Here is a 25009-nt window from a genome sequence, read left to right as displayed (position 1 = left end):
GAGAGGGGGCCCGTTTCCGCGGGCCGTGATCAGGAGGACGCGCCGTGGATTCTGCTGCCTCGTACGTCCGGAAGCAGGCCGTCGTCACCGGCCTGGTGAACGTCGTCGTCAATCCGCTGCTGGCGTGGGCGGGCAAGCGCGGCACGTCGTTCGTGCCGCTGTGGTCGGCCGACGGGATCGTCGTCGACATCGCGCTGACCGCGATCATCCTCTCCGTGCTCGTCTCCTGGTTCTCCGCTGCCGGGGTGCGACGGGCGTTGCGCGCAGGGCTCGATGCGACCACCGCCGACGCCCCGCAGGCCGGTCGGTGGCTGGCGCGATTGCCGTCCGGCACCTGGTCTCTGGGCCTGTCGCTCGGGGTGGCGGCCGCGGCCGTCTCCGTGCTCGCGATCTGGGTGCTGCACCTCCTCGGTGTGTCAGGGCTGTCGACGGGATGGTTCCTGGTGCTGAAGGCCGTCTACGGCGGTGTCCTCGGCTACCTCGTCGCGCGCTGGGTGATGGTCCGGCAACTGTCGGCGACTCGAACCGCGCAGCTTCCGAGGAGCAACAATGCCGGACGGTGAATCCACCGCGACCGAACGGCAGCTGCCGGTCTTCGAGCAGCGGGTCGTACGCGCGCGGGTGGTCGACGCCCCGGCCGGGGACACGTTCGCCGCGATCCGGCGCATCGACTTCATGCGGTCCCCGGTGATCGCCGCCCCCAATCTGGCCCGGATGGCCTTCGACGCCGTGCGCGCGCCGCGGCGTCGGGAGGTGCGGGCGCACCGCTCGATCCGCCTCGGTAACCTGATCGGTCCGCAGGGCGGCTTCGAGGTGGTCGCCGAGGAACCGGGGCGGGAACTCGTGCTCGGCTTCGTCGGTCGGTGGTGGGAGCCGGGTTACGGCCGCGTCGACTGGGATCCCGGGGCGCCCCTGTCGAGCATCGCGATTCCCGAATGCGGGGTCGGCACATGGAGTTTCACCGTCCTGCCGTACGACGCGCAGACCTGCGTCCTGCTCACCGAGATCCGGGTGCACGGCACCGACGAAAAGGCCCGCAGACTCTTCCGCCGCTACTGGACGACGGTCGGGCCGTTCGTGCGGGCCATGGCACGGCCGACTCTGTCGATGATCGCGGCCGAAGCCCGGCGCTGACCCGGCCGTCCCACCGCGAACGTCGCACCGGCAGAACCGGATACGTACGGCCGCAGCCGTCCGCCCGGACCGGTCATGCCGAGCCGTCCGCCCGTTCGGCCTCGGGCGCGAGGGTGAAGTAGTTCTCCTCCTCCTGCACGAAGTGCAGCCGCAGCAGCGCGTACAGCCCGTACAGGCAGGCGAGCAGGTCGTCGCACTGGTCCGGTCGCAGCCCGCCGGCGGCGTCGGCCTGCGCCAGGTGCGTGCGCAGGCGGCGGCTGAGCCGGTCGATCTCGGCATGCATCCGGCTCATTGTCGCGGTCGCCTCCCCGCTGCCGAGCGGCACCGCGAGCGCCGGGTACAGCTCGCTGTCCTCGGCCTGCTCGTGCGGCAGCAGCGTGTCGAACAGGAACGCGTCGACGCGGCGCAGCGCCGTGTGGGCGGCGGGCCGATCGCCGGACGCGAGCAGCTGGGCGGTGTCGCGCAGGATCGACAGCTCGTCACGCAGGACGTCGTGTTCGGCCGAGAACCGGTGCAGCATCGCCTCGGTGTCGTCGGGCAGGGCCAGCTCCCGGTCCCGGTCGCCGCGCAGGGCGCGCAGGGCGTTGAGGATCACCGCGACGTCGATGCCCTCCTGCAGCAGCGCACCCACCGCGGGAGGCAGGTAGCCGAACGCGGCGAAGCCCATGGCGACCAGCGACAGGCCCATGCCGACCGTGGCGCTCTGCACGGCGATACGCCGGGAGCGACGCGCGATCTCCATGGCATCGGCGAGCCGGTCGAGGCGGTCGGTGGTGAGCACGATGTCCGCCGCCTCCGAGCTCGCCGTGGATCCGCGGGCGCCCATCGCGACGCCGACGGTCGCGGCGGCGAGGGCGGGGGCGTCGTTGACGCCGTCGCCGACCATCACCGTCACCGCCGACTCCCGCTCGGCACGCACACCGTTCACCTTGTCCGCCGGGGTCTGCTCGGCATAGACCCCGTCGAGGCCGAGGACGGAGCCGATCTCCTCGGCCGGTTCGCGACGGTCGCCGGTGAGCATGACCAGCCGGTCCAGCCCGGCCGAGCGCAGCCGCCGCAGCGTGCGGGCGGCGTCGCGGCGCAGCGGGTCCACGAGCAGCAGGGCGCCGGCCAGGTCACCGTCGACGGTGACCCAGGCGACGACGGCGCCGTCGAGCGCGGCACGGCTGAGCACCGCCCGGGCCCAGCCGGGCGCGTCGGCGGGCAGCGGCAGGCTGCCGACGGTGACGCGCCGGCCGTCGACGGTCGCGGCCACGCCGGTGCCGGCCTGCTCGGCGACGTCGGTGGGCAGCGACAGGGTCAGCCCGCGCATCTTCGCCTCCTGCACGATGGCCTCGGCGAGCACGTGCGGGGAGAGCTGGTCGGCGGACGCCGCCAGGCGCAGCAGCTCGGCGCCGTCGCCCCCGGGTGCGGTGACGATGTCGGCGCCGGCGGGCCGGCCGCTGGTGAGCGTGCCCGTCTTGTCCATCACCAGCGTCGTCGCGTGCCCGAGGTTCTCGAGTGCGCCGCCACTGCGGATCACCACCCCCAGGCGCGAAGCGCGGGAGAGACCGGAGACGATCGCGACGGGCGCGGCGAGCAGCAGGGGGCACGGGGTGGCCACCACCAGCACGGCGACGGCACGGGTCGCCGACCCGCTGAGCAGCCACGCGAGCCCCGCCACCGTCAGCGACAGCGGCAGGAACCACGCGGCGACCCGGTCCGCGATCCGCACCACCGGGGCGCTCTCGGCGGCGGCCTCGCGGGCCAGGCGCACGATGCCGGCGTAGGTGCTGTCCTCGGCGGTGGCGCGGGCGTGGATCTCGAAGGCGCCGCCGGCGGCGACGACGCCGCTGCGCACGGCCTCCCCGGTGCGGCGCTGCACGTGCATCGGCTCGCCGGTGAGGACGGACTCGTCGAGCACCGCGAGTTCGGACGTGATCCAGCCGTCGACCGGCACCACCTCGCCCGGCCCGACGACCAGGGTGTCCCCGGGTACGACGTCGCCGAGCGGCACCACCTGCACCTCGTCGCCGACGCGGCGGCGCGCGGTGTGCGGGGCGTGCTCGAGCAGGGCCCGCAGGTCCTTGGTGGCGCGGCGTTCCGCGGCGGCGTCGAGGGCCTGCCCCGACGCGAGCATCACGCCGATCAGCGCCCCGGCGACGTACTCGCCGACCAGCAGGGTGCCGACCAGGGAGAGCACCGCGATCAGATCCACCCCGACGCGGCCGCGGCGCAGCGCGTCGATCACCCACCAGGTCGCGGGCACGATCGCGACGACGGTGCCGGCGATCCAGCAGGCGTCGGCGACGGCGTGGGCACCGAGAAGCCAGGCGATGCCCCCGGCCGTCAGGGCGGTGAGGGTGACGGCGAGCAGCGCGGGTTCGAAGGCGCGGCGCAGCCGCTCCCGCCGCGTGGATTCCGGTTGTGTCGCCACTGCCGCACTCCCCCGTTCCGCACCGGTGCCGATGTCACCTCCCACCGTGCCACCACCAGCCGTCGGCCGGGTAGGGACGGAGGTCCGTCGACGGGTCCGTCCCCGGGGGTCGCCGGCCGGTCAGATCCCGCGCCCCGGGTTGAGAATCCCGCTCGGGTCGAACGCCGCCTTGATGCGCTGCATGAGCGCACGCTCGACCGTGCCGACCTGGGTTTCGAGGTACGGCTGTTTGAGCACCCCGATGCCGTGCTCTCCGCTGATCGAACCGCCGAGCGCCAGGCATTCGGCGACCATCTCGTCGAACGCCTGCCGGGCCCGCCTCGCGACGACCTCGTCGGCGGCGTCGAACACGATGGTGGGATGCAGGTTTCCGTCCGCCGCGTGTCCGAACGTGCCGATGAGCAGCTCGTGCCGCGCGGCGATCGCCTCGATCGCCGCGAGCATCTCGGGCAGCCGCGGCACGGGAACGGCCAGGTCGTCGAGCAGGGTGCTGCCACACCGCTCGAGCGCGGTGAGCGCGACCCGCCGCGCGGCCATGAACTCCTCCCCCTCCACCGGGTCGGCGGTGTCGTACACCTCGGTGGCGCCCGCCGCGGTACAGGCCCGCGCGGACACCTGCGCTTCGGCGGCGGCGTCGCGCCCGTCGCACTGGACGAGCAGCAGCGCACCGGCCGTGTCGTCGAGTCCCATGTGCGTCATGTCGTTGACGGCGGCGATGGTGGTGCGGTCCATCAGTTCGACGAGGCACGGCTCGGCCTGCTCGCGGATCGCCAGCACCGCGGCGACGGCCTGCGCGGTTTCCGGGAAGCTCGCGACCACCGTGGCGGCCGCGGTGGCGGCGGCGCGCAGCCGCACGGTGGCCTCGACGATGACGGCGAGGGTGCCCTCGGACCCGACGAGCAGTTGCGTGAGGTTCAGTCCCGCCACGTTCTTCCGGGTGACGGCGCCGGTGTGGATGATCCGCCCGTCGGCGAGCACCGCCTTGATGCGGGCGACATGGTCGGCCGTGACCCCGTACTTCGCGCAGCAGGTGCCGCCGGCGTTGGTGGCGAGGTTGCCGCCGATGGTGGAGACGGCGCGGCTGCCAGGGTCCGGCACGTACCACAGCCCCCGCTCGGCGGCCGCGGCGGCGAGATCGCCGTTGATCACCCCGGGTTGCACTGTGGCGGTGCGTGATTCGGTGTCGATTTCGACGATGGCGTTCATCTTCTCGACGCTGAGCACGATGCCGCCGTCGAGGGCGTTGGCCGCACCCGCGAGACCGGTGCCGGCGCCGCGGGTGACGACGGGGATGCCGTGCCGGTGCGCGATCGTCAGGGTGGCGACGACGTCGTCGGTGTCCCGCGCCCGGACCAGGGCGAGCGGCATCCCGGCCGGCGTGAGCAGCGACTGGTCGCGCCGATAGGCGAGCATCCGGTCCGGATCGGTGACGACGGCGTCGCCGAGGGCGTCGACGAGCGCGGCGACGACCGGCTCGGTGTCGGGGACGGGAGTCACGACGCTGGTGTTCACGGAACCATCCAATCGAGAACGGGGGTGGACTGCAGGTAGATGACGACGGTGAGGAACACGAGCAACCCGAGGCTCCAGCCGATCAGACGGCGCAGGATGACACCCTCCGCCCCGGCCAGGCCGACCGCGGCCACCGCGACCGACAGGTTCTGCGGCGAGAGCATCTTGCCGAGCACACCCGCGGACGAATTGGCCGCCGCCATGAGCACCGGGTCGAGCCCGGCCTGCTGCGCGGCGGTCATCTGCATGACGCCGAACAGCGAGTTCGACGACGTGTCGGATCCGGTGATGGCCACGCCGATCCAGCCGATCAGCGGCGAGACGAGGGCGAACACCCCGCCCGCGGACGCGAGCGCCATGCCCAGGCCGGCGGTCTGACCGGACAGGTTCATCACGAAGGCCAACGCGAGCACCGAGGTGACGGTGACGATGGTCCAGCGCAGCTGCACGAGGGTGTCGGCGTAGGCGCGGACGGCGCGGCGTACGCCGATCCCGTACATCCCGGCCGTGACGGCCCCGGCGAGCAGCAACAGGGTGCCGGTGGCCTTGAGGTGGTCGAGCTTGAACGTCTGCGCGCTCAGCGGCTTGCCGTCGACGTCGACGATGTCGAGTCCGGGCCAGCGGAACGACACGGTGCCGATCTCGGTGAGCCACGTCTTGACGAACGGGATCTGCGCCACGGTGAAGATCGCGATGATCGTCAGGTACGGGGCGAGGGCCAGCAGCGTGCGCCGCGTCCGGCTGTATCCGTCGAAACGCGACGGCGGGGCGGCGATGCCGACCGCGGTGCCGGCGCCGACCGGTGCGGTGAGGGCGGTGTCGGTCGTGGCGACCAGGCGCTCCCCCGGCTGCCACACCTTCAGCATGCCCAGCACCGCGCCGACCGTGACGATCGCGGCGACGACGTCGGTGAGCTCGACGGTGAGGTAGTTCGCGGTGACGAACTGGGCGAGGCCGAAGGTCAGGCCCGCGACGACCGCGACGGGCCAGGTCTGCCGAACTCCGCGGCGGCCGTCGACGAGGAACACCATCACCATCGGCACGACGGCCGCGACGAACGGCGTCTGCCGGCCGGCCATCGCGGACAGGTCGTCGAGCGGCAGCCCGGTGACCCCGGCGAGCGCGAGGATCGGGGCACCCATCGCGCCGAAGGCCACAGGCGCGGTGTTCGCCAGCAGGGACGTGCACGCGGCTTTGAGCGGAGCCATGCCCGCGGCCATGAGCATCGCCGCGGAGATCGCGACGGGCGCGCCGAATCCGGCGAGCGACTCGAGCAGCGCACCGAAGCAGAAGGCGATGAGAATGGCCAGGATGCGCTGGTCGTCCGAGATGGACCGGATGACCCGGCCGAGCTCCTCGAACCAGCCGGTGACAACCGTGAGCTTGTAGACGAAGAGGGCGTTGACGAGGATCCACAAGATCGGGAACAGGCCGTAGAAGGCTCCCTCGGCGGTCGCGGCGGCGGCCTGGCCGAGCGGCATGCCCCACCCGGCGACCGCCGCGAGCACGGCGAGCGCCAGACCGACGAGGGCCGCGCGGTGCGCCTTCCATCTGAAGACGCCGAGCATGACGAACATCGCGGCCAGCGGGATCGCCGCGACCACGGCCGACCAGGCGAGTGAGCCGCCGATCGGGTCGAGTGTCTGTTGGTACATAGCGCGCCTCTCGTTGTGATGCCTGTCACCGTTCCGAGAATTGTCAGACAAGTACACATTCCTGTCAAGAATGCATGTGCGGCGTCGTGCAAGAATGCTGGTGTTCGCGCAGGTCCGTGCGGGTGCGCGGAGAGCCGGGAAGGAGCGGGGCATTGGTCGGACGCGTCGAGGCCCTGTCGATCGTCGACGCCCTCGCCCTGGAACTGCGGCGGCGCGTGTTCGCCGGGGAGCTGACGCACGAGGACGCCCTCACCGAAGCCGAGGTGTCCCGCGCCTACGAAGTCGCCAGGCCGACCGCCAAGGCCGCCATCGAGAAGCTCGTCGGCGAGGGCCTACTGCAGCGCAGCGCCCACAAGACCGCCCGCGTGCCCCAGTTGGGCCCCGACGACGTGCGCGACATCTACCGCACCCGCGCGCACCTGGAATCGGTAGTGCTGCGCGCGCTCGCCGAGACCCGGGCGGTGCCTCCGGCGGCGTCGGCCGCCAACGCCGAGATCTCGGCCATGACCGAGGCCGACCCGCTCACCGTCGTCGAACCCGACATGCGCTTCCACACCGCCCTGGTGGACGCGCTGGGCAGCCCGCGCACCAGCCGCATGTTCGGTTCGCTCGTGTCCGAGGTGCGGCTGTGCATGGTGCAGGTGCAGGGCAAGCAGCTGCTCACCACCACGAGCATCGCGGCCGAACACCAGCAGATCCTCGACGCCGTCCTGGCCGGCGACGGCGATGCGGCGGTCGAGGTGATCACCCGGCACCTCGGACGCGCACGCGAACGCCTCGTCGCCGCGCTCGGCGGCAGCCCGGGCCCGGAAGCCACCCTTCCCGAGCCCGCGTAGCCGTCCCCCGGTTCGGCCGACACCCTCGACGCCCGGAGCCCGGGCATACTGCCCCCTTTTATCGGATGCCCGGTGCCTGCGCCTATGATTCAACGTGTTAACGCCATGTAACAGTTTCCTCACAGTCAGGTGGTGAGCGTGTCGACCCGGGACCGCATTGCAGAGATCTACGAACAGGTGAAGGCGCGCAACGCCGGTGAACCCGAGTTCCATCAGGCAGCCGCCGAGGTGTTCGAGTCCCTGCATGTCGTCCTCGAGCGTCACCCCCGCTACTTCGAAGCCGGCCTCATCGAACGGCTGACCGAGCCCGAGCGGCAGATCATCTTCCGGGTGCCGTGGGTCGACGACCAGGGCAACGTGCACGTCAACCGCGGCTTCCGGGTCCAGTACAACAGCGTGCTCGGCCCGTACAAGGGCGGCCTGCGCTTCCACCCGAGCGTCAACCTCGGCATCGTGAAGTTCCTCGGCTTCGAGCAGATCTTCAAGAACGCCCTCACCGGCCTGCCCATCGGCGGCGGCAAGGGCGGCTCGGACTTCGACCCCAAGGGTCGCTCGGAGCAGGAGATCATGCGCTTCTGCCAGTCCTTCATGACCGAGCTGCACCGCCATATCGGCGAGTACACCGACGTCCCGGCCGGCGACATCGGCGTCGGCGGACGCGAGATCGGGTACCTGTTCGGCCAGTACAAGCGCCTGACCAACTCCTACGAGTCCGGCGTGCTCACCGGCAAGGGCCTGACCTGGGGCGGCTCGCAGGTGCGCCGGGAGGCCACCGGGTACGGCGTCGCCTACTTCGTGGCGGAGATGGCCAAGTCCGTGAACTCCTCCCTCGAGGGCCGCAAGGTCGTCGTGTCCGGTTCGGGCAACGTGGCGATCTACGCGATCGAGAAGGTGCACCAGCTCGGCGGCATCGCCATCGCCTGCTCCGACTCCTCCGGCTACATCGTCGATCAGAACGGCATCGACCTCGAGCTGCTCAAGGAGATCAAGGAGGTCCGGCGCGGCCGCATCTCCGAGTACCTCGACGAGCGTCCCGACGCGCAGTACTTCCCGGGTGGTTCGATCTGGGACGTGCCGTGCGACGTCGCCATCCCCTGCGCCACCCAGAACGAACTGGACGAGACCGCCGCGAAGACCCTGGTGAACAACGGCGTGCGGGTCGTCGCCGAGGGCGCGAACATGCCCACCACCCCCGGTGGCATCGCGGTGTTCCGCGAGGCGGGCGTCGCGTTCGCCCCGGGCAAGGCGGCGAACGCCGGCGGTGTGGCGACCTCCGCGCTCGAGATGCAGCAGAACGCCTCGCGCGACTCGTGGCACTTCGACTACACCGACGAGCGCCTCGCCGGCATCATGCGCGACATCCACCAGAACTGCGTGGAGACCGCAGCCGAGTACGGCAAGCCCGGTGACTACATCCACGGCGCCAACATCGCCGGCTTCGTGAAGGTCGCCGACGCGATGTTCGCGCTCGGCGTCATCTGATCCGAACACACGCCGACGGCGCGGGGCGGGCACCGGATCCCGGTGCCCGCCCCGCGCTGTCTGTGTGTTCTTCAGCTACCCGGCGTTCTTCGCCTACCCGCCGGACGGCTCGGACGGCGGCTCTGCGACGCGCGCGTCGTCGGCGCTCGCCTTGCGGGCGGCCTCCCGCATCTCGATGCCGTCGCTGATCCAGTCCCCGACCTCCCGGGTGACCTCGCGGACCGCGCCGGTGATGATGCCGGCGATGTTGCCGACGTGCGTCGCCGCGGACTCGGTCAGTTCCTGGAGCGTGTCCTTGTTGCGTTCGAACCTACCCACCATGGCGGTGCCCCCTTCAGGCGCTGTCGTGGGCGAGGGTACCCGCGACCGGCACGCCGCGCTCGATGAGCACCGACGTCGTGGGCTCCTCGGAGACCCAGCTCGGCGGCAGGGCCAGCTTCACGATCTTGCGCCACACCGAGCCGACCTGGGCGAGCAGGCCCCCGGTGTTGTAGGGCAGCCCGTAGCGTTCGCACAGTTCCCGCACCTCCGGCGCCAGCTGCGGGTACCGGTGCGCCGGAAGATCCGGGAACAGGTGGTGCTCGATCTGGTGCGAGAGATTGCCCGACATGATGTGGAACAGCGGCGTGCCGGTGATGTTCGCGCTGCCGAGCAGCTGACGGACGTACCACTCGCCGCGGGTCTCGTGCGCGGTCTCCTCCTCGGTGAAGGACTGCACCCCGGACGGGAAGTGCCCGCAGAAGATGATGGAGAACGCCCACACGTTGCGGACCAGGTTGGCGGCCGCGTTGCCGAGCAGCGTCGGCACGAACATCGGCCCGGACAGCAGCGGGAACGCGACGTAGTCCTTGACCACCTGCCCGCGCGCCTTACGCCACCACCCCCGGGCGAGCGGGATCACGTCGCGCCAGCTGCGTTTGCCGGCGACGACGTTCTCGACCTCGGCGTCGTGCAGCATCACACCCCACTCGAACAGCAGCATCAGCCCCGTCGCGTAGACGGGATTGCCGAGGTAGTAGGGGTGCCAGCGCTGCGCCGGATCCATCCGCAGGATGCCGTAGCCGACGTCGCGATCCATCCCGAGGATGTTGGTGTAGGTGTGGTGCAGGTAGTTGTGCGAGTGCCGCCACTGGTCGGCGGGACATACGGTGTCCCACTCGAAGTTGCGGGAGTTCAGTTCCGGCTCGCGCATCCAGTCGTACTGGCCGTGCATCACATTGTGGCCGATCTCCATGTTGTCGAGGATCTTCGACACGCTCAGCGTGGCCACGCCCGCCACCCATGCCGGCGGCAGGAAGCCCACGAACAACAGGGCACGACCGGCGATCTCGAAGCGCCGCTGCGCCCCGACGATGCGGTAGATGTACTCGCGGTCGGCCGCGCCGAGCGAGGCGACGGTGCGCTCGCGCAGGGCGTCAAGTTCGCGGCCGATCTCCTCGACCTGCTCGCGGCGCAGCACGACCGGCGACGGGTCGGGATCGCGACGGCCGGACAGGAACGCCGGCAGCGGAAGGGACAGGGGGATGGACAAACCGAACATGGTGTCCTCCAATTGTTTCGAGTGGGTCAGAGGTCGAAGGCCGCGTCGCCGACGGGGACGTTCACGCAGATCTGCACCTCGGCGCCGGGCTCGTCGTCGATCTCGCCGGTGCGCACGTCGCGGGTGCCGCCGGACAGCCGGGTCACGGTGCAGGAGTGGCAGATTCCCATGCGGCACCCGTGCTGCGGGGTGAGCCCGGCCGCCTCGGCCTGTTCGAGGGCGGTGACGCCGCTGTTCTCGGCGCGGACCCCGGACGCGGCGAAGGTGACGGTGCCGCTCGCGTCGTCGTCGCGGACGACGACGGGCGGGGTGAACTGCTCGGTGCGCAGCAGGTGCGCGGCGCCGGCGTCGCCGTAGACCTCCCGCACGCTGTCGACGAGCCCGGCCGGGCCGCAGACGTAGGCGGGTGCGCCGGCGAACCACGGGGCGACCCGCTCGAGATGACTCCGGTCGAAGCGGCCACGCAACGCACCGTCGTCCGCCCGGGTGTAGGCGAAGGCCACGTCGACGCCGGCGTGGGCGCCGGCCAGGGACTCGATCGCGTCGCGGTGCGGCACGTGCGCGGCGGTGGGCGCGTAGTGCAGGAACGCGACGGTTCCGGAGTGGCCCTCGTCGGCGAGGGTGCGCAGCATCGACAGCACCGGAGTGATGCCGCTGCCGCCGCTGACGAGCACCAGCCGCTCCGGCCGCTCCGCCGGGAGACAGAACTCGCCGGTGGCCGCCGCGAGGTCGACCACGTCGCCCGCGGTGGCGTGCTCGTGCAGGTGCCGCGAGACGACGCCGTCCGGTCGCACCCCGACCGTGAGCTGGATGCGCCCGTCGGCTCGATGCTGGGAACTCACCGGCGAGTAGCTGCGGCTGTGCCGCACGCCGTCCACCACCACGCCGAGTTGCAGGTGCTGACCGGCCCGGAACTCCAGGGGCCGGCCCGGGCGCAGCTCGAGCGTCACCGCACCCGGGACATTTCGGTCAACGTTCGTGATCCGGGCGCGCGTGTGCTGCACGGCCAGGAGCGGATCGGCCAGTTCGAGGTACCGATCCGGGTGGTGCGGCGCGGAGAGTACATGCAGCGCCTTGATCAGGGCTTTGCGTCCGATCGACGGCCCCGGCCCGCGTCGGGCGCGGTGAAGCAGGGTCATGGCGTCGCTCCTCTCGAGCGAGAATCCAAAGTCAGTGCACAAATGTGCACTGAGTTCAGTGTGCCAGGGTCGCCCGGTGGGCTGTCAACGTTGTTGTGGCGGCCGTCACCACGGTCCCCGACCGCCGCCGCGTCGCACTGCCTAGACTCGGAGCCGTGTCCGCAGCCCCCGTTCCCGAACCCGCGACGCGAGCTGCGCGCAAGGAGCGCACCCGCCAGGCCCTGCTCGACGCGGCGCTCGAACTCTCCGCCGATCGCAGCTTCGCGACGGTGAGCCTGCGCGAGGTGGCCCGCCGAGCCGGGATCGTGCCCACGGCGTTCTACCGCCACTTCGGCTCGATGGAGGAACTCGGCGTCGCCCTCGCCGCCGACACCATGCGCATGCTCCGCACGCTGCTGCGCGAGGCCCGGCGCACGCGCGGCCCGTCCTCGGCGCGGGCGTCGCTCGAGGCCCTGGTGCGGCAGGTCCGCGCCCACGAACAGGCGTTCCGATTCCTGGCCCGGGAGCGCTACGGCGGCCAGCCGGCCGTCGCGCGCACCGTCACCGTCGAGTTGCGGCTGATCACGGGCGAACTCTCCGTCGATCTCTCCCGCATGCCCGGAATGGCGGACTGGGACGTCGACGACCTGGAGATGGCGGCCGACCTGCTGGTGACCGCCATGCTCGAGGTGGTGCTCGAACTGCTCGACGTGGACCGGCCCGGCGGGCCGGCGGAGGCCGAGGTCCTCGCCCGCGCCGAAAAGCAGATGCGTCTCATCGTTCTCGGCATGGGCGCGTGGAAACCTTCCCACCGCTAACGGCAACCCGTACGGTGGGCGCCATGTTCGAGACCACTCACGTCACCCTCGGAGACCTCACCTTCGACGTTCACGTCACCGGTCCCGCCGACGGCACGCCCCTCGTGCTGCTGCACGGATTCCCGGAGACCGCCCGCAGCTGGGAGGCCGTGGCGCCGCAGCTCGCGGAGGCGGGTCTGCGAGTGCTGATGCCGGACCAACGGGGGTACTCCCCCGGCGCCCGCCCGGACGGCGTGTCGGCATACACCGTCGACCTGCTGGTCGGTGACGTGATCGGGCTGCTCGACGCGACCGGCCTCGGGCAGGCCCACCTGGTGGGGCACGACTGGGGCGCCGCCGTGGCCTGGCAGGTCGCGGCGCGGCACCCCGAGCGCATCAGCACCCTGACCGCGGTGTCCGTGCCGCACCTCGCGGCCTACGGCTGGGCCCTGCGCGAGGACGCCGATCAGCAGGCCCGCGCCGCCTACATCAAGCTGCTCCGGCAGGAGGGAAAGGCCGAGCACGTCCTGCTCGAGGACGACGCCCGTCGCCTGCGCGCGATGTACGGCGACCGGGTGAGCCCCGAGTCGATCGACGAATACGTGCGCGTGCTGTCCGAGCCCGGCGCCCTGACCGCCGCGCTCAACTGGTACCGCGCGATGACCCGGGAGCTCTCCGAGCTGGCACCGGTGCGGGTGCCCACCACCTACGTGTGGAGCACCGAGGATTCGGCCCTCGGCCGGGTGGGCGCGGAGCGCTGCGGCGAGTTCGTCGACGCGCCTTACGAATTCGTCGTCCTCGACGACGTCAGCCACTGGGTGCCGGAGGAGGCACCGGACGCGCTGGCGAAGGCGATCCTCGCCCGGATCGGCGACCGGCCGTAAGAGCATGTCCACAGGAGGGGCCGTGACCACCGCAGCTTGCCATCGCCGTATGCGTCGCCGGCTCGGCGCGGTCGCGGCCGCCTCCCTCACCGTGCTCGCCACGGCCTGCACCGATCCCGGGTCGCCCGCCGATTCCGCGCCCGAGCCCGGCCCCGCCTACAGCTCCTATGTGGCCCTGGGTGACTCGTTCACGGCGGGCCCGATGATCCCGCCCCAGATCGACTCGGCGTGCGCGCGCTCGGGGAGCAACTACCCCCATGCGGTGGCCGAGACGCTGGGCATCGACAACTTCCGCGACGCGTCGTGCAGTTCCGCGACGACAGCGAACCTGACAGGGCCCCAAGTGGTTTCGTCGGGCGCCACCGTCCCTGCGCAGTACGATGCGCTCACCCCCGAGACCGAGCTGGTCACCGTCGGGATCGGCGGCAACGACATCGGCCTGGTCGCCCTGGCCGGATCGTGTCTCGCGCTCGACCGCTCGTCCGGCAGGGCCGCGGCACCGGCCGGACCCCTGTGCGCGACCGCGAACGTCCGCGACGGCCTCGACCTCGTGGACCGCGCGATCGACGACTTCGCCCCCACCTACGGCGTGATCGTGCGGGAGATCCGCAACCGCGCCCCGGACGCGCGCATCCTGCTCGTCGGCTACCCGACCGGGATCCGGGACGGCGGATGCTATCCCGATCAGCCGATCCTGCCGGACGACGCGACGTACCTGCAGGCGAAGATCGACCGGCTCAACACGGCGATGGAACAGCAGGCCGACGCCGCGGGCGTCGACTACGTCGACCTGCGCGAGTCCACCGTCGGGCACGACGCGTGCCAGCCCTCCGCGCAGCGCTGGACCGAAGGCCTGTTCCCGTCCCAGCCGGCCGCCCCGCTGCACCCCAACGCCGACGGCCACCGCAACGCAGCCGAACAGGTCCTGGTCACGATCGCGGACTAGCCGCGGGGTCGATCGCCGATCGGCACAGGGCCGAGAGCTCGTCGACCACCGCGTCGAGCGGCGCCGAGCTGCGCTGCGCCTGGGCGAGCACCAGCGCACCCTCGAGCGCGCCGACGATGAGCACCGCCAACGACCGGGCGCGTTCCGGGCCCACCCCGTCCGCGACGAGCGTGCCGGTGAGCAGGCCGCACCAGTGCTCGAACGCCTCCCCGGCGACATCGCGGGCGCCGCGCTCGGTGCCCAGGGCCGCCGCGACGATCGGGCAGCCGACCGCGTAGTCGCCGGCCTCGAGACCGCGACGCCACAGGTCGGCGAGAGCCTGCAGTGCGCCGGGGGTGTCCGAGGAGTCCAGCACCCGTGCCATCCCGTCACCCAGGTGGTCCGCGGCACTGCGGGTGGCCTCCTCGACGAGCTGCGCCTTTCCGCCCGGGAAATGGTGGTAGACCGACCCGCGCGGCGCGCCGCTGTGGGCGAGCACGTCGGCGAACGAGGTCGCCGCGACGCCCCGCTCGCGGATGAGCCGGATCGCGCTGCGGATCATCGCGGCGCGAGGGCCGGTGGTCGGGTCGCTTCGCCTCGCCATGTCCGCGCTCCGCTCTTGCCGTCGGTTTCTATGTATGTTGTCATACTTAGGTCCGGACCGTGCCGGAACGGACCCGTTCTTCCCGAGGAGTCGTCGTGACCGAGATCGCCGCCCCGCCCCACCCCTTCGACGCCGCCGTGGCGCTCGAGCCCGCGGAGGACGGTCACGCGCGGGGGCGGACCAGCCCGGAGTACACGAACATGGTCGGTCCGTTCGGCGGCGTCACCGCCGCCGCCCTGCTGCGGGCCGTCCAGCAGCACCCGGACCGGCTCGGCGATCCCATTTCCCTCACCGTCAACTACGCCGGCCCGGTCGCCGACGGCGAGTTCGACATCACCGTGCGGGCGGTCCGCACCAACCGCACCAACCAGCACTGGCTGCTGGAGCTGACGCAGGACGGTGTGGTCACCACCACCGCCACCGCGGTGTTCGGCACCCGCCGCGACACCTGGTCGGACACCGAGCTCGACATGCCGGCGGTCCCGTCGGCGGATGCGGTTCCCACCCGGACCTTCCCGGACTTCATCGCGTGGGCCCGCAACTACGAGATGCGGTTCGTCGAAGGCGCGGTGCCCCAGCAGGACGCCGGCGAGCACCCCGACTCCACCACGACGCTGTGGGTGCGCGACACCCCGGCCCGCCCGCTCGACTTCCCGGCGCTGACGGCGCTGTGCGACGTGTTCTACCCGAGGGTGTTCCTGCGCCGCGGCCGGTACATGCCGGCCGGGACCGTGTCCCTGACGGTGTACTTCCACGCCGACGCCGGGCAGCTCGAGGCCCAGGGCGACGATTTCGTCCTGGGCACCGCGCGCACCCACCGCTTCTCACAGGGCTACTTCGATCAGGCCGCCCAGCTGTGGGGCCGCGACGGCACGCTGCTCGCCACGACCCACCAGCTCGTCTACTTCAAGGACTGACCCTCCGGGGCCCGCACCGCGAGCAGCGCCGCCAGCCCCGCGCCGAGCACCACGAGCAGGCCGGCGATCCCGGCCCGGTCCGCGTCGAACGTCCAGGCGAAGAGCCCGAACAGGGTCGGGGCCAGGAACGACACGGCGCGGCCCGACGTCGCGTAGAGCCCGAACATCTGCCCCTCCCGCCCGGCCGGGGTGATGCGCGCGAGGAAGGTGCGGGCCGACGACTGCGCGGGCCCGACGAACAGGCACAGCAGCAGACCGAAGATCCAGAACATCAGCGGCCCCGACACCACGAGCAGCACGACCCCCACGGCCATCATCGCGGCGAGCGAGGCGACGATCACCGCCTTGGGGCCGACCCGGTCGTCGAAGCGCCCCGCGACCAGCGCACCGAGGGCCGACACCACGTTCGCGGCCACGCCGAACAGCAGCACGTCGGCGGCATCGATGCCGTACACGTTCACCGCGAGCACCGCACCGAACGTGAACACCCCGGCCAGGCCGTCGCGGAACAGCGCCGAGGCGCCGAGGTAGCCGACGGTGCGCCGATCCATCGCCCACAGCTCGCGCAGGTCGCGCAGCAGCACCCGGTAGGACTGCACGATCCCGGCCCGCTCCGCGCCGGGATCGGCACCGGTGGGCGGAACCTCCGGCACCGCCAGCAGCACCGGGACGGCGAAGACCGCGAACCACACCGCCGCGGCCACCACGACCAGGCGGATGTTGAGGCCGCCCTCGGTGCTCACGCCGAGGAAGCCGCGGGTGTCGCCGTCGCCGGCAATGAACCCGAAGTACCCCAGCAGCAACAACAGCAGCCCACCGAAATAGCCCATGGCCCAACCCAAACCGGAGACCCGGCCCATGTTCTCCTCGGTGGAGACCTGACGCAGCATCGCGTTGTAGGGCACCTGCGCGAGTTCGACGACGACCGACGACACACCCAGCAGCACGAGGCCGAGCCACAGGTAGTGGTAGTCGTCGCGCACGAACACCATCGCCGCCATCAGCGCGACACCGGCGTAGGACAGCACCGCCAGGGACCGCTTGCGCCGGCCGGCCGCGTCGTAGCGCTGGCCCGAGACGGGGGCGGTGACCGCGATGAAGAACCCCGATATGCCCAGCGCCCACCCGAGCCACGTGCTCGCCGACATCGACCCCGGCAGGTCGTCGCCGACGGCGTCGGTGAGATACACGGAGAAGACGAAGGTCAGCACCACCGCGTGGTAGGCCGACGACCCGAAGTCCCACATTCCCCAGGCGAAGACCTGCCGTCGCGAGGTGGCCTCCCCGATCCCGGCGGCGTCCGTGTGCGCGCTCATGCCCGCAGCCTAGGAGATCGTCGCGCCGAGAACCGGCCTCCGGTGATCCGCGCGATTTCCGGTCAGCCGCGACCGCACTCCGCATTCGCGGCTGACCGAGAGATTCGCGACCGTCACCCCAGCTGTGCACTTGATTGCATATGCACCTCGGTGCATACTCTCGGCATGGCCCTGGAACACGCGCTGCTCGCCGCGCTCGACGAGCGGTCCGGCTCCGGCTACGAACTGGCCCGCCGGTTCGACAAGTCGATCGGCTTCTTCCACAGCGCGACGCACCAGCAGATCTACCGCGTGCTGCGGCGAATGGAGGACCACGGCTGGATCACCGGCCGCACCGTGCCGCAGGACGGTCGGCCCGACAAGAAGGTCTACCGCGTCAGCTCCGCCGGACGCATCGAGCTGGACCGTTGGATCGCCCACCCCTCCGACCCCGAGCAGCTGCGCAGCGACCTGGCCGTGAAGATCCGCGCCGCCGGGCCCGGCACCCTGCCCGCCCTCCTCGCGGAGCTCACCCGCCACCGCGACGCCCACGCCGCCCGCCTCGAGGTGTACCGCACCATCGAGAAACGCGACTTCCCCGCACCCCACCGGCTCACCGGGCCCTCACTGCACCAGTACCTCGTCCTGCGCGGCGGCATCCGCGTCGAACAGGGCTTCGCCGACTGGTGCCAGGAAGTGCTCGACGCCCTCACCACCGAGGACCACTCGTGACGAACCCCTACCCCCACCTGCTCTCACCGCTCGACCTCGGACCGTTCACGGTGCCCAACCGCGTCGTCATGGGCTCGATGCACACCGGACTCGAGGACCGCGCCAAGAACACCGGCCGCCTCGCCGCGTACTTCGCCGAGCGTGCCCGCGGCGGGGTCGGCCTCATCGTCACCGGCGGCTACGCACCCAACCGGACCGGGTGGCTGCTGCCGTTCGGCGCCAAGCTCACCAACCGGTTCGAGGCCCGGCGGCACCGGACGATCACCGATGCCGTCCACGCCGAGGGCGGTCGCATCCTGCTGCAGATCCTGCACGCCGGGCGCTACAGCTACTGGCCGCTGAGCGTGTCCGCCTCGTCGATCAAGGCGCCGATCAACCCGTTCCGGCCGCGCAGGCTCACCTCCTGGGGCGTGCGCCGGCAGATCCGCGCCTACGTCCGCTGCGCCCGCCTCGCCCAGCGGGCCGGCTACGACGGCGTCGAAATCATGGGCGGCGAGGGCTACTTCATCAACCAGTTCCTCGCCGAGCGCACCAACCGGCGCACCGACGAGTGGGGTGGCAGCCCCGAGAACCGTCGCCGGCTGCCCGTCGAGATCGTCCGCCGCACCCGCGAGGCCGTCGGCCCGGACTTCGCGATCTGCTTCCGGCTGTCCATGGCCGACCTCGTCGAAGGCGGCCAGCGCTGGGACGAGATCGTCGCCCTCGCCCAGGAGGTCGAGCGGGCGGGCGCAACGCTGATCAACACCGACATCGGCTGGCACGAGTCGCGGGTGCCCACCATCGTCACGTCCGTCCCGCGCGCCGCGTTCGCGGACGTCACGGCCGAACTGGCGAAGCACGTCGCAATCCCCGTCGCCGCGTCCAACCGGATCAACATGCCCGAGACCGCCGAGGAGATCCTGGCCCGCGGCGACACACAGCTGATCTCGATGGCCCGGCCGATGCTGGCCGACCCGGAGTGGGTCCGCAAGGCCACCGCCGGCGCCGCCGACGAAATCAACACCTGCATCGCCTGCAATCAGGCCTGCCTCGACCACGCCTTCGTCAACAAGCACGTCTCGTGCCTGCTCAACCCCCGCGCCGGGCGGGAGACCGAGCTGCTGCTCGCCCCCACCCGCCGCCGCAAGGCCGTCGCGGTCGTCGGCGCCGGGCCCGCCGGGCTCGCCGCGGCGGTGAACCTGGCCCGCCGCGGGCACGCCGTCACCCTGTTCGAGGCCGACGACGAGATCGGCGGCCAGTTCGGCATCGCCCGCCGCATCCCCGGCAAGGAGGAGTTCGCCGAGACCCTGCGGTACTACCGCCGCCAGCTGGAGCTGACGAAGGTCCAGGTCGAGCTCGGCACCCGCGCGACGGCCGACGACCTGATCGGTGCCTACGACGAGGTGGTCGTCGCGACCGGCGTCACCCCCCGCGTGCCCGCGATCCCCGGCATCGACCACCCGAGCGTGCTGTCGTACCCGCAGGTCGTCCGCGAGGGTGCGCCCGTCGGCGCCCGCGTCGCCGTGATCGGGGCGGGCGGCATCGGCGTCGACGTCTCCGAGTTCCTCACCCACGACCACTCCCCCACCCTCGACCTGGCCGAATGGAAGCGCGAGTGGGGCGTCACCGACCCGAAGGCCGCCCCGGGAGCGCTCACCGAGCCCCGCCCGTCGCCGTCGCCGCGCGAGGTGTTCCTGCTGCAGCGCAAGCCCGGCCGGATCGGCGCGCGGCTCGGCAAGACCAGCGGATGGGTGCACCGGGCGTCGCTGCAGCACAAGAAGGTGCACGAGATCTCGGGCGTGAACTACGAGCGGATCGACGACGCCGGCCTGCACATCAGCTTCGGCGAGGACCGCCGCGACCCGAAGGTGCTCGACGTGGACAACGTGGTGATCTGCGCCGGGCAGGAACCCGTCCGTGACCTCGTCGAGCGGCTCACCGCCGCGGGCGTGACCACGCACGTCATCGGCGGTGCCGACATCGCCGCGGAACTCGACGCCAAGCGCGCGATCGAGCAGGGCACGCGCCTCGCGGACCGCATCTGAGCCGGCCGCGGCTACGCTGACCGACCATGACTCTGCCGAACCCCACCCCCGACGCCCGCGCCGTCGTGACCGGCGCCTCCTCCGGCATCGGCGAGGCCCTCGCCGCCGAGCTCGCCGCGCGCGGGCACTCGCTGATCCTGGTCGCCCGGCGCGGCGACGTGATGGAGGAGCTCGCCGCGACGCTGCGGGCGACGCACGGCGTCACCGTCGAGGTCCGCGCGTGTGACCTGTCCGACCGCGACGCGCGGGCGAAGCTCGTCGACGAACTCGGCGAGCGCCCGATCAGCATCCTGTGCAACAACGCCGGCATCGCGACCTTCGGCCCGGTGGCCCAGCTGGATCCGGGCTACGAGCGGGCCCAGGTCGAGCTGAACGCCGTCGCGGTGCACGACCTGACCCTCGCGGTGCTGCCGCAGATGGTCGAGCGCCGCTCCGGGGCGATCCTGATGGTCGGTTCCGCGGCGGGCAACATGCCGATCCCCCACAACGCGACCTATGCGGCGACGAAGGCATTCGTCAACACCTTCTCCGAGTCGCTGCGCGGGGAGCTGAAGGACAGCGGCGTGCACGTGACGCTGCTGGCGCCGGGCCCGGTGCGCACGGAGACCCCGGATCCGGCGGAGGCCTCGATCGTCGACAAGCTCGTGCCGGACTTCCTGTGGATCTCCAGCGAGCACACCGCGAAGGTGTCGCTCGACGCGCTCGCCGAGAACAAGATGCGCATCGTGCCGGGCCTGATCAGCAAGGCGATGTCCGTCGCCGGCAACTACACCCCGCGCGGCGTCGTCGCGCCCATCGTCGGCGCCTTCTACCGGAAGCTGGGCGCGTAGCCCCCGTCAGCGTCTACGGCGGCGGCCGGTGCCGAAGATGCTGCGGCTGATCTCGCGCCCCGCGGCCGACGCCGCGGACCGCAGGAAACCCTTGACGGCCGCGCTGCCGAGGACCTGCTCGACCATGCTCGGCCCCGCGTCCCGGGGCGGTGGCGTGCCGGGCAGGTCCGGCAACGGCGGGACCTGCGCACGTGGGTCCAGGTCGGGGGCGCCGGCCACCTTCGCGGTGAGCCTCTCGTAGGCGGACTCGCGGTCGACGGTCTGCCCGTACTTGCCGTACAGCGCACTCCCGCGCGCCGCGGACCGGATCGCCTCCTCGCCGACGGTGTCCAGCAACGAACGCGGCGGACGGATCCGCGTCCACGCGACAGGCGTCGGCGCGCCCTTCTCGGACAGCACCGTGACGACGGCCTCGCCGATCCCGAGGGTGGTCAGCGCCTCCTCGAGGTCGTAGAACTCCGTCTCCGGATACGTGCGGACGGTCTTGGCCAGCGCCTTCTGATCGTTCGGTGTGAATGCGCGCAGCGCGTGCTGCACCCGCGCGCCGAGCTGGGACAGCACCGCATTGGGCACGTCCGTGGGCAGCTGGGTGCAGAAGAACACTCCCACCCCCTTCGAACGGATGAGCTTGACCGTCTGCTCGATCTGCTGCAGGAACGCCTTCGAGGCGTCGGCGAAGAGCAGGTGCGCCTCGTCGAAGACGAACACGAGCTTCGGCTTGTCGAGGTCGCCCTCCTCGGGCAGCGTCTGGAACATGTCGGCGAGCACCCACATCAGGAACGTCGAGAACAGCACCGGCCGCGCCGCGTGGGCGCCGAGCTCGAACAGGCTGATCACGCCGTTGCCGCCGACGACGCGCAGCAGGTCCTCGGTCTCGAACTCCGGTTCTCCGAAGAAGGTGTCCCCGCCGCCGGCCTCGAGGTTGACGAGCGCCCGCAGGATCACGCCGGCGGTCGCCGGGGAGACCCCGCCGATACCTTTCAGCTCTGCCTTTCCCTCGTCGCTGGTCAGGTGTGTGACGACCTGCCGCAAATCCTTGAGGTCGAGCAGCGGCAGCCCCTGGCGGTCGGCCCAGTGGAAGATCAGCCCCAACGTCGATTCCTGGGTGGGGTTGAGGCCGAGGACCTTGCTCAGCAGGATCGGACCGAACGCGGTGACCGTCGCGCGGACGGGCACGCCCGGGCCTTCGGTGCCGAGCGAGAAGAACTGCACCGGGTAGGCGGTCGGTCCCCATCCGGAATCCCCGGTCTCCGCGGCGCGGGTCCGGAGCCCGTCGTCGTCCTCTCCGGGCGCCGACAGCCCCGACAGGTCACCCTTCATGTCGGCCATCACGACCGGGACCCCGGCGGCCGAGAGTTGCTCGGCGATGCCCTGCACGGTCTTGGTCTTGCCGGTGCCGGTCGCACCGGCGACCAGTCCGTGCCGGTTCATCGTGGCGAGCGGGATCCGTACCCGGGCCGACGAATCGACCACCCCGTCGTGGACGACCGCACCGAGTTCGAGGGCGACCCCGGCGGCGGCGTATCCCGCGGCGATCTGCCGGGCCGGCCCGGCGGGTGCGATCTGCCGGGCCGGCCCGGCGGGCGCGGCGTCCGTCGCCTCGGCGGCCCGCGCGGCCGCCTCCGCCTCGCGCTGTGCCTGCTCGGCCGCCTTCAGGGCCGCTTCGGCGACGCGTGCCGCTTCCTCCGCGGCCGCGCGGGCGGCCGCCGCCTTCTCGGCCGGCGACGGTGCCGGCGGTGTCGGATCGACCGTCATGCGGTGTCCTCCTCGTCCACGTGCGGCCGCGGAATGGTCACCGTGACCTTATCGCCACGACCGGCCTGACTACTCTGTGTTTCGTGCAGGACAAACTTGTGTGGATCGATTGCGAAATGACCGGATTGCGGATCGACAGCGACAAGCTGATCGAGATCGCCGCCCTCGTCACCGACAGTGATCTCAACGTGCTCGGCGACGGGGTGGACATCGTCATCCACGCCGACGACGACGCGCTCGCCGCGATGCCGGACGTCGTCACCCAGATGCACGAGCGCTCCGGGCTCACCGACGAGGTGCGCCGGTCCACGGTGAGCGTCGCCGAGGCGGAGAAGATGGTGCTCGACTACATCCGGGCCCACGTCCCGGAGGCCGGCACCGCGCCGCTGGCCGGCAACTCGATCGCGACGGACCGCGGGTTCATCGCCCGCGACATGCCCGAACTCGACGCCTACCTCCACTACCGCATGGTGGACGTCAGCTCCGTCAAGGAGCTGTGCCGGCGCTGGTACCCGCGGATCTACTTCGGGCAGCCGGCGAAGGGCCTGTCGCATCGGGCGCTCGCCGACATAAAGGAGTCGATCCGGGAACTGCGGTACTACCGGCGAACCGCGTTCGTCGCCCCACCGGGCCCGCCGTCGGCCGAGATCGCCGCTGTCACGAAGGAGTTGGGTCCGGCCTGACCTGCGGATTCGCCGTTTCCGGCAAGTCAGGCTAGTATCTGTACCGCAGGCGCAACCGGCCCAGGCCGATCGCGAATGCGATGGTGAGTGTAGTTCAGTTGGTAGAGCACCAGGTTGTGATCCTGGCTGTCGCGGGTTCGAGTCCCGTCACTCACCCCCACAGGGCGAGTCCCTGACCAGCAGAGATGCCGGTCAGGGACTCGTCTTTTTCGGCGTCGCGCAGCTCTGCACCAGCGCTCCGTCCCGAGATGCGGCGCTTGGGCGGACGACCGCCGAATCGCGCGATCGACCCGCCGTGCAACGGCGATCACCCGGTGAAGCAGTACGAGTCGCTGGACGCATCCCCGCCCTGCAGGCGGGTCTGGTGCACCCTGCGTCCGCGGAAGTCGTCGCCGTGCGGGAAGAATCCGCGGTCGATGACCAGACCACCGGCGGAGACGTCGGCATCGAACTTCGCCATCCACGCCCCCACCCCGTCCGGGTAGAAGACCTCGTCCCAGGCCGCATAGAGCGAGTTGGTGGCGTAGACCCGGCGTCCGTCGCGACTGACCTCCACCATCTGCGGAGCTCCCGCGAGCCGGAGGTCCGGATCCGCCGGGTGCGGCTCGCGTCGCACGATCCCACCGAGGCGCACCGATCCCGTCTCCCTCGGGTGGAACGGATCGCCGACGTCGTACTGCTTGAGTTCTCCTGTGCCCCAGCACGAGACGTACAGCCAGCGGTCGTCGACCGACAGATCGATGTCGGAGACGAGCGGCGGTACCGCGCCGAAGGGTTTCAGCGCGGGCGGCAGATCGTCGGCCTCGGCCGGCTCCGCCGGAATGGTGATCACCTTCTCGACCACCCACCGGTCGTCGCTCTTGTGCCACATCCACACGGAGGCCGACAGATCCTCCACGCTGATGACGACTCCCACGAACCCGAACGCCTCGGAGGGATTGTGAGCCGGGCGGAGTTCGAGAACCATCTGGTGCTCGTCGCCGAGGTCGACGCGCTGGGTCAGCTTGCGCTCGGACATGCTCCAGAAGTCCAGGTGGTGTCCGAACCTGCGGCCGAGGAGGTCCTCGGCGTCGAGTCCGTTCTCGATCATCGACGGCGTGGCCCACTCGGAGGTGATCACCGTGTCGTACTTCAGGTGCCACCACACGTCGTACGCCAAGAACTGCTCGCCGTGCTCCGCCTCCCACGCTCCGACGACGTCGAACGTGTCGTGGTCGAGCAGCGCGACACCGCCCGGACCCTCGGCGCCGTCGGCGCCGCCCAGGGCGGACATGAAGATGCCCCCCGGTCCGCAATGCACCGTGTGCGGCCGCGAGTATCCCGCCTTCGCGGCGAGCTCGGCGGCCTCGATCGTGCGGGTCACCACCGGGTGCCGCGGGTCGGGTTTGGTGTCGAGGATGTACGTTCTCGACGAGCGGATGCCCGGCACCACCAGGTATCGCCGCTCGAGCGGCTGCCCGTGATGCCCGGCGTGGTGATCGCCGTGCCCCTCGTGACCGTGCCCCTCATGACCGTGCCCCTCATGACACAGCGCGCTCGAGCAGGCGTTCCACCCGAAGTGGTGCAACTCGTTGCCCGCCGTCGGCAACTCGGTCCAGCCGACCACACCACCGTATGTCGGCGAACCCGGCTCGCAATCGACCACTGCGATCGCGTCCTTCGCCCGGCCTGCGGGATCGAAGGCAGCCACATAGGCAAGCCGCTCGGGCGCGGCTGCTACGGCGTCACTCGGGGTGCGGTAGAACGTGGGATCTGTCGTCGTAGACATGAATCCTCCTCGACTCGGTCCTGTCCGCCGGGCCACCCTCGGTGGTCCACGGTCGGTCGACGTCACAGGTAGGCATGCCTTTCCCTGATTGTCCGCCGCGCA

22 protein-coding genes and 1 tRNA gene are annotated in these 25009 nt (G+C 71.4%); 13 read left to right on the top strand and 10 right to left on the bottom strand.

Going from position 1 to position 25009, the window contains the following annotated elements:
* Positions 1-44: 44 nt before the first annotated feature.
* Positions 45-563, top strand: a complete 519-nt coding sequence (locus tag G6039_RS08200; protein ID WP_006946633.1) for a hypothetical protein — start codon at positions 45-47, stop codon at positions 561-563.
* Positions 550-1134, top strand: coding sequence for a hypothetical protein (locus G6039_RS08195; protein WP_043798984.1), 585 nt, complete (start codon positions 550-552; stop codon positions 1132-1134). Before G6039_RS08200 ends, G6039_RS08195 begins: the two co-directional genes overlap by 14 nt.
* A gap of 73 nt (positions 1135-1207) precedes the next feature.
* Here the strand turns inward: G6039_RS08195 and G6039_RS08190 are convergent, their stop codons facing one another.
* The 3 genes from G6039_RS08190 to G6039_RS08180 all read right to left on the bottom strand — a co-directional run bounded on the left by G6039_RS08190 (position 1208) and on the right by G6039_RS08180 (position 6717).
* On the bottom strand, positions 1208-3550 hold the full coding sequence (locus tag G6039_RS08190) for a heavy metal translocating P-type ATPase (protein WP_029543037.1): 2343 nt from the start codon (positions 3548-3550) through the stop codon (positions 1208-1210).
* A 120-nt stretch (positions 3551-3670) separates the two neighbouring features.
* Positions 3671-5062, bottom strand: coding sequence for an FAD-binding oxidoreductase (locus G6039_RS08185; protein WP_043798986.1), 1392 nt, complete (start codon positions 5060-5062; stop codon positions 3671-3673).
* A complete protein-coding gene (locus tag G6039_RS08180) occupies positions 5059-6717 on the bottom strand; it encodes an L-lactate permease (RefSeq protein ID WP_043798987.1) in 1659 nt (552 codons plus the stop codon). The genes G6039_RS08185 and G6039_RS08180 overlap by 4 nt, the downstream gene beginning before the upstream one ends.
* A 152-nt stretch (positions 6718-6869) precedes the next feature.
* Between G6039_RS08180 and G6039_RS08175 the strand changes: the two genes are divergently transcribed.
* Positions 6870-7553 carry a GntR family transcriptional regulator gene (locus tag G6039_RS08175; RefSeq protein WP_010596353.1) on the top strand — a complete coding sequence of 228 codons (684 nt, stop codon included), beginning with the start codon at positions 6870-6872 and terminating at the stop codon, positions 7551-7553.
* A gap of 138 nt (positions 7554-7691) precedes the next feature.
* Entirely contained in the window at positions 7692-9035 is a 1344-nt protein-coding gene (gene gdhA / locus G6039_RS08170) for an NADP-specific glutamate dehydrogenase (RefSeq protein ID WP_043799023.1), read from the top strand.
* A gap of 93 nt (positions 9036-9128) precedes the next feature.
* On the opposite strand, the gene G6039_RS08165 is transcribed toward gdhA, so the two are convergent.
* From G6039_RS08165 to G6039_RS08155, 3 genes are read right to left on the bottom strand one after another with little or no spacing between them, the layout of a single operon-like run.
* Positions 9129-9356 (bottom strand): hypothetical protein, encoded by a 228-nt coding sequence (locus tag G6039_RS08165; protein WP_043798989.1) that lies wholly within the window; start codon positions 9354-9356, stop codon positions 9129-9131.
* Between the two features lie 13 nt (positions 9357-9369).
* Complete coding sequence (locus G6039_RS08160; RefSeq protein ID WP_043799025.1) at positions 9370-10575, bottom strand: fatty acid desaturase family protein; 1206 nt, start codon at positions 10573-10575, stop codon at positions 9370-9372.
* A 26-nt stretch (positions 10576-10601) separates the two neighbouring features.
* Complete coding sequence (locus G6039_RS08155; RefSeq protein WP_043798991.1) at positions 10602-11714, bottom strand: ferredoxin reductase; 1113 nt, start codon at positions 11712-11714, stop codon at positions 10602-10604.
* Between the two features lie 95 nt (positions 11715-11809).
* Here G6039_RS08155 and G6039_RS08150 point away from each other — a divergent pair, with 95 nt between their 5' ends.
* The 3 genes from G6039_RS08150 to G6039_RS08140 are packed head-to-tail and all read left to right on the top strand — an operon-like array spanning position 11810 to position 14320.
* A complete protein-coding gene (locus G6039_RS08150) occupies positions 11810-12511 on the top strand; it encodes a TetR family transcriptional regulator (RefSeq protein ID WP_029543027.1) in 702 nt (233 codons plus the stop codon).
* 23 nt (positions 12512-12534) lie between these two features.
* Positions 12535-13374: an alpha/beta fold hydrolase gene (locus G6039_RS08145; protein ID WP_043799027.1), complete on the top strand. Its 840-nt coding sequence runs from the start codon at positions 12535-12537 to the stop codon at positions 13372-13374.
* Positions 13375-13378: 4 nt separating this feature from the next.
* Entirely contained in the window at positions 13379-14320 is a 942-nt protein-coding gene (locus G6039_RS08140; RefSeq protein WP_051359185.1) for an SGNH/GDSL hydrolase family protein, read from the top strand.
* Here G6039_RS08140 and G6039_RS08135 read toward each other — a convergent pair.
* Positions 14304-14903 carry a TetR/AcrR family transcriptional regulator gene (locus tag G6039_RS08135; RefSeq protein WP_006939010.1) on the bottom strand — a complete coding sequence of 200 codons (600 nt, stop codon included), beginning with the start codon at positions 14901-14903 and terminating at the stop codon, positions 14304-14306. The genes G6039_RS08140 and G6039_RS08135 overlap by 17 nt on opposite strands.
* A gap of 95 nt (positions 14904-14998) precedes the next feature.
* Here G6039_RS08135 and G6039_RS08130 point away from each other — a divergent pair, with 95 nt between their 5' ends.
* A complete protein-coding gene (locus G6039_RS08130; protein WP_006939009.1) occupies positions 14999-15820 on the top strand; it encodes an acyl-CoA thioesterase in 822 nt (273 codons plus the stop codon).
* On the opposite strand, the gene G6039_RS08125 is transcribed toward G6039_RS08130, so the two are convergent.
* Positions 15805-17136 carry an MFS transporter gene (locus G6039_RS08125; RefSeq protein ID WP_006939008.1) on the bottom strand — a complete coding sequence of 444 codons (1332 nt, stop codon included), beginning with the start codon at positions 17134-17136 and terminating at the stop codon, positions 15805-15807. The genes G6039_RS08130 and G6039_RS08125 overlap by 16 nt on opposite strands.
* Before the next feature lie 165 nt (positions 17137-17301).
* On the opposite strand from G6039_RS08125, the gene G6039_RS08120 reads away from it, so the two are divergent.
* Genes G6039_RS08120 through cmrA form a run of 3 tightly spaced genes read left to right on the top strand, consistent with a single transcriptional unit; the run spans position 17302 to position 20701 of the window.
* Positions 17302-17847: a PadR family transcriptional regulator gene (locus tag G6039_RS08120; RefSeq protein WP_043798993.1), complete on the top strand. Its 546-nt coding sequence runs from the start codon at positions 17302-17304 to the stop codon at positions 17845-17847.
* Entirely contained in the window at positions 17844-19871 is a 2028-nt protein-coding gene (locus G6039_RS08115) for an NADPH-dependent 2,4-dienoyl-CoA reductase (RefSeq protein WP_006939006.1), read from the top strand. Before G6039_RS08120 ends, G6039_RS08115 begins: the two co-directional genes overlap by 4 nt.
* Positions 19872-19897: 26 nt before the next feature.
* Positions 19898-20701, top strand: coding sequence for a mycolate reductase (gene cmrA / locus G6039_RS08110; RefSeq protein WP_043798995.1), 804 nt, complete (start codon positions 19898-19900; stop codon positions 20699-20701).
* Between the two features lie 6 nt (positions 20702-20707).
* Here cmrA and G6039_RS08105 read toward each other — a convergent pair whose 3' ends face one another.
* A complete protein-coding gene (locus tag G6039_RS08105) occupies positions 20708-22456 on the bottom strand; it encodes a helicase HerA-like domain-containing protein (RefSeq protein ID WP_043798996.1) in 1749 nt (582 codons plus the stop codon).
* A gap of 83 nt (positions 22457-22539) precedes the next feature.
* Here G6039_RS08105 and orn point away from each other — a divergent pair, with 83 nt between their 5' ends.
* Both orn and G6039_RS08095 read left to right on the top strand, forming a co-directional pair.
* Positions 22540-23139 carry an oligoribonuclease gene (orn, locus tag G6039_RS08100; protein WP_029543010.1) on the top strand — a complete coding sequence of 200 codons (600 nt, stop codon included), beginning with the start codon at positions 22540-22542 and terminating at the stop codon, positions 23137-23139.
* Positions 23140-23221: 82 nt separating this feature from the next.
* Positions 23222-23299: transfer RNA gene (locus G6039_RS08095), tRNA-His, on the top strand.
* Positions 23300-23446: 147 nt separating this feature from the next.
* Here G6039_RS08095 and G6039_RS08090 read toward each other — a convergent pair.
* Positions 23447-24907, bottom strand: a complete 1461-nt coding sequence (locus G6039_RS08090) for a selenium-binding protein SBP56-related protein (RefSeq protein WP_029543008.1) — start codon at positions 24905-24907, stop codon at positions 23447-23449.
* Positions 24908-25009: the final 102 nt, after the last annotated feature.

This window comes from Rhodococcus aetherivorans (genome assembly GCF_011058165.1).
GTDB lineage: Bacteria > Actinomycetota > Actinomycetes > Mycobacteriales > Mycobacteriaceae > Rhodococcus > Rhodococcus aetherivorans.
Note: the sequence above shows the minus strand (reverse complement) of the source record. Positions and strands in the feature narration are given on the sequence as shown.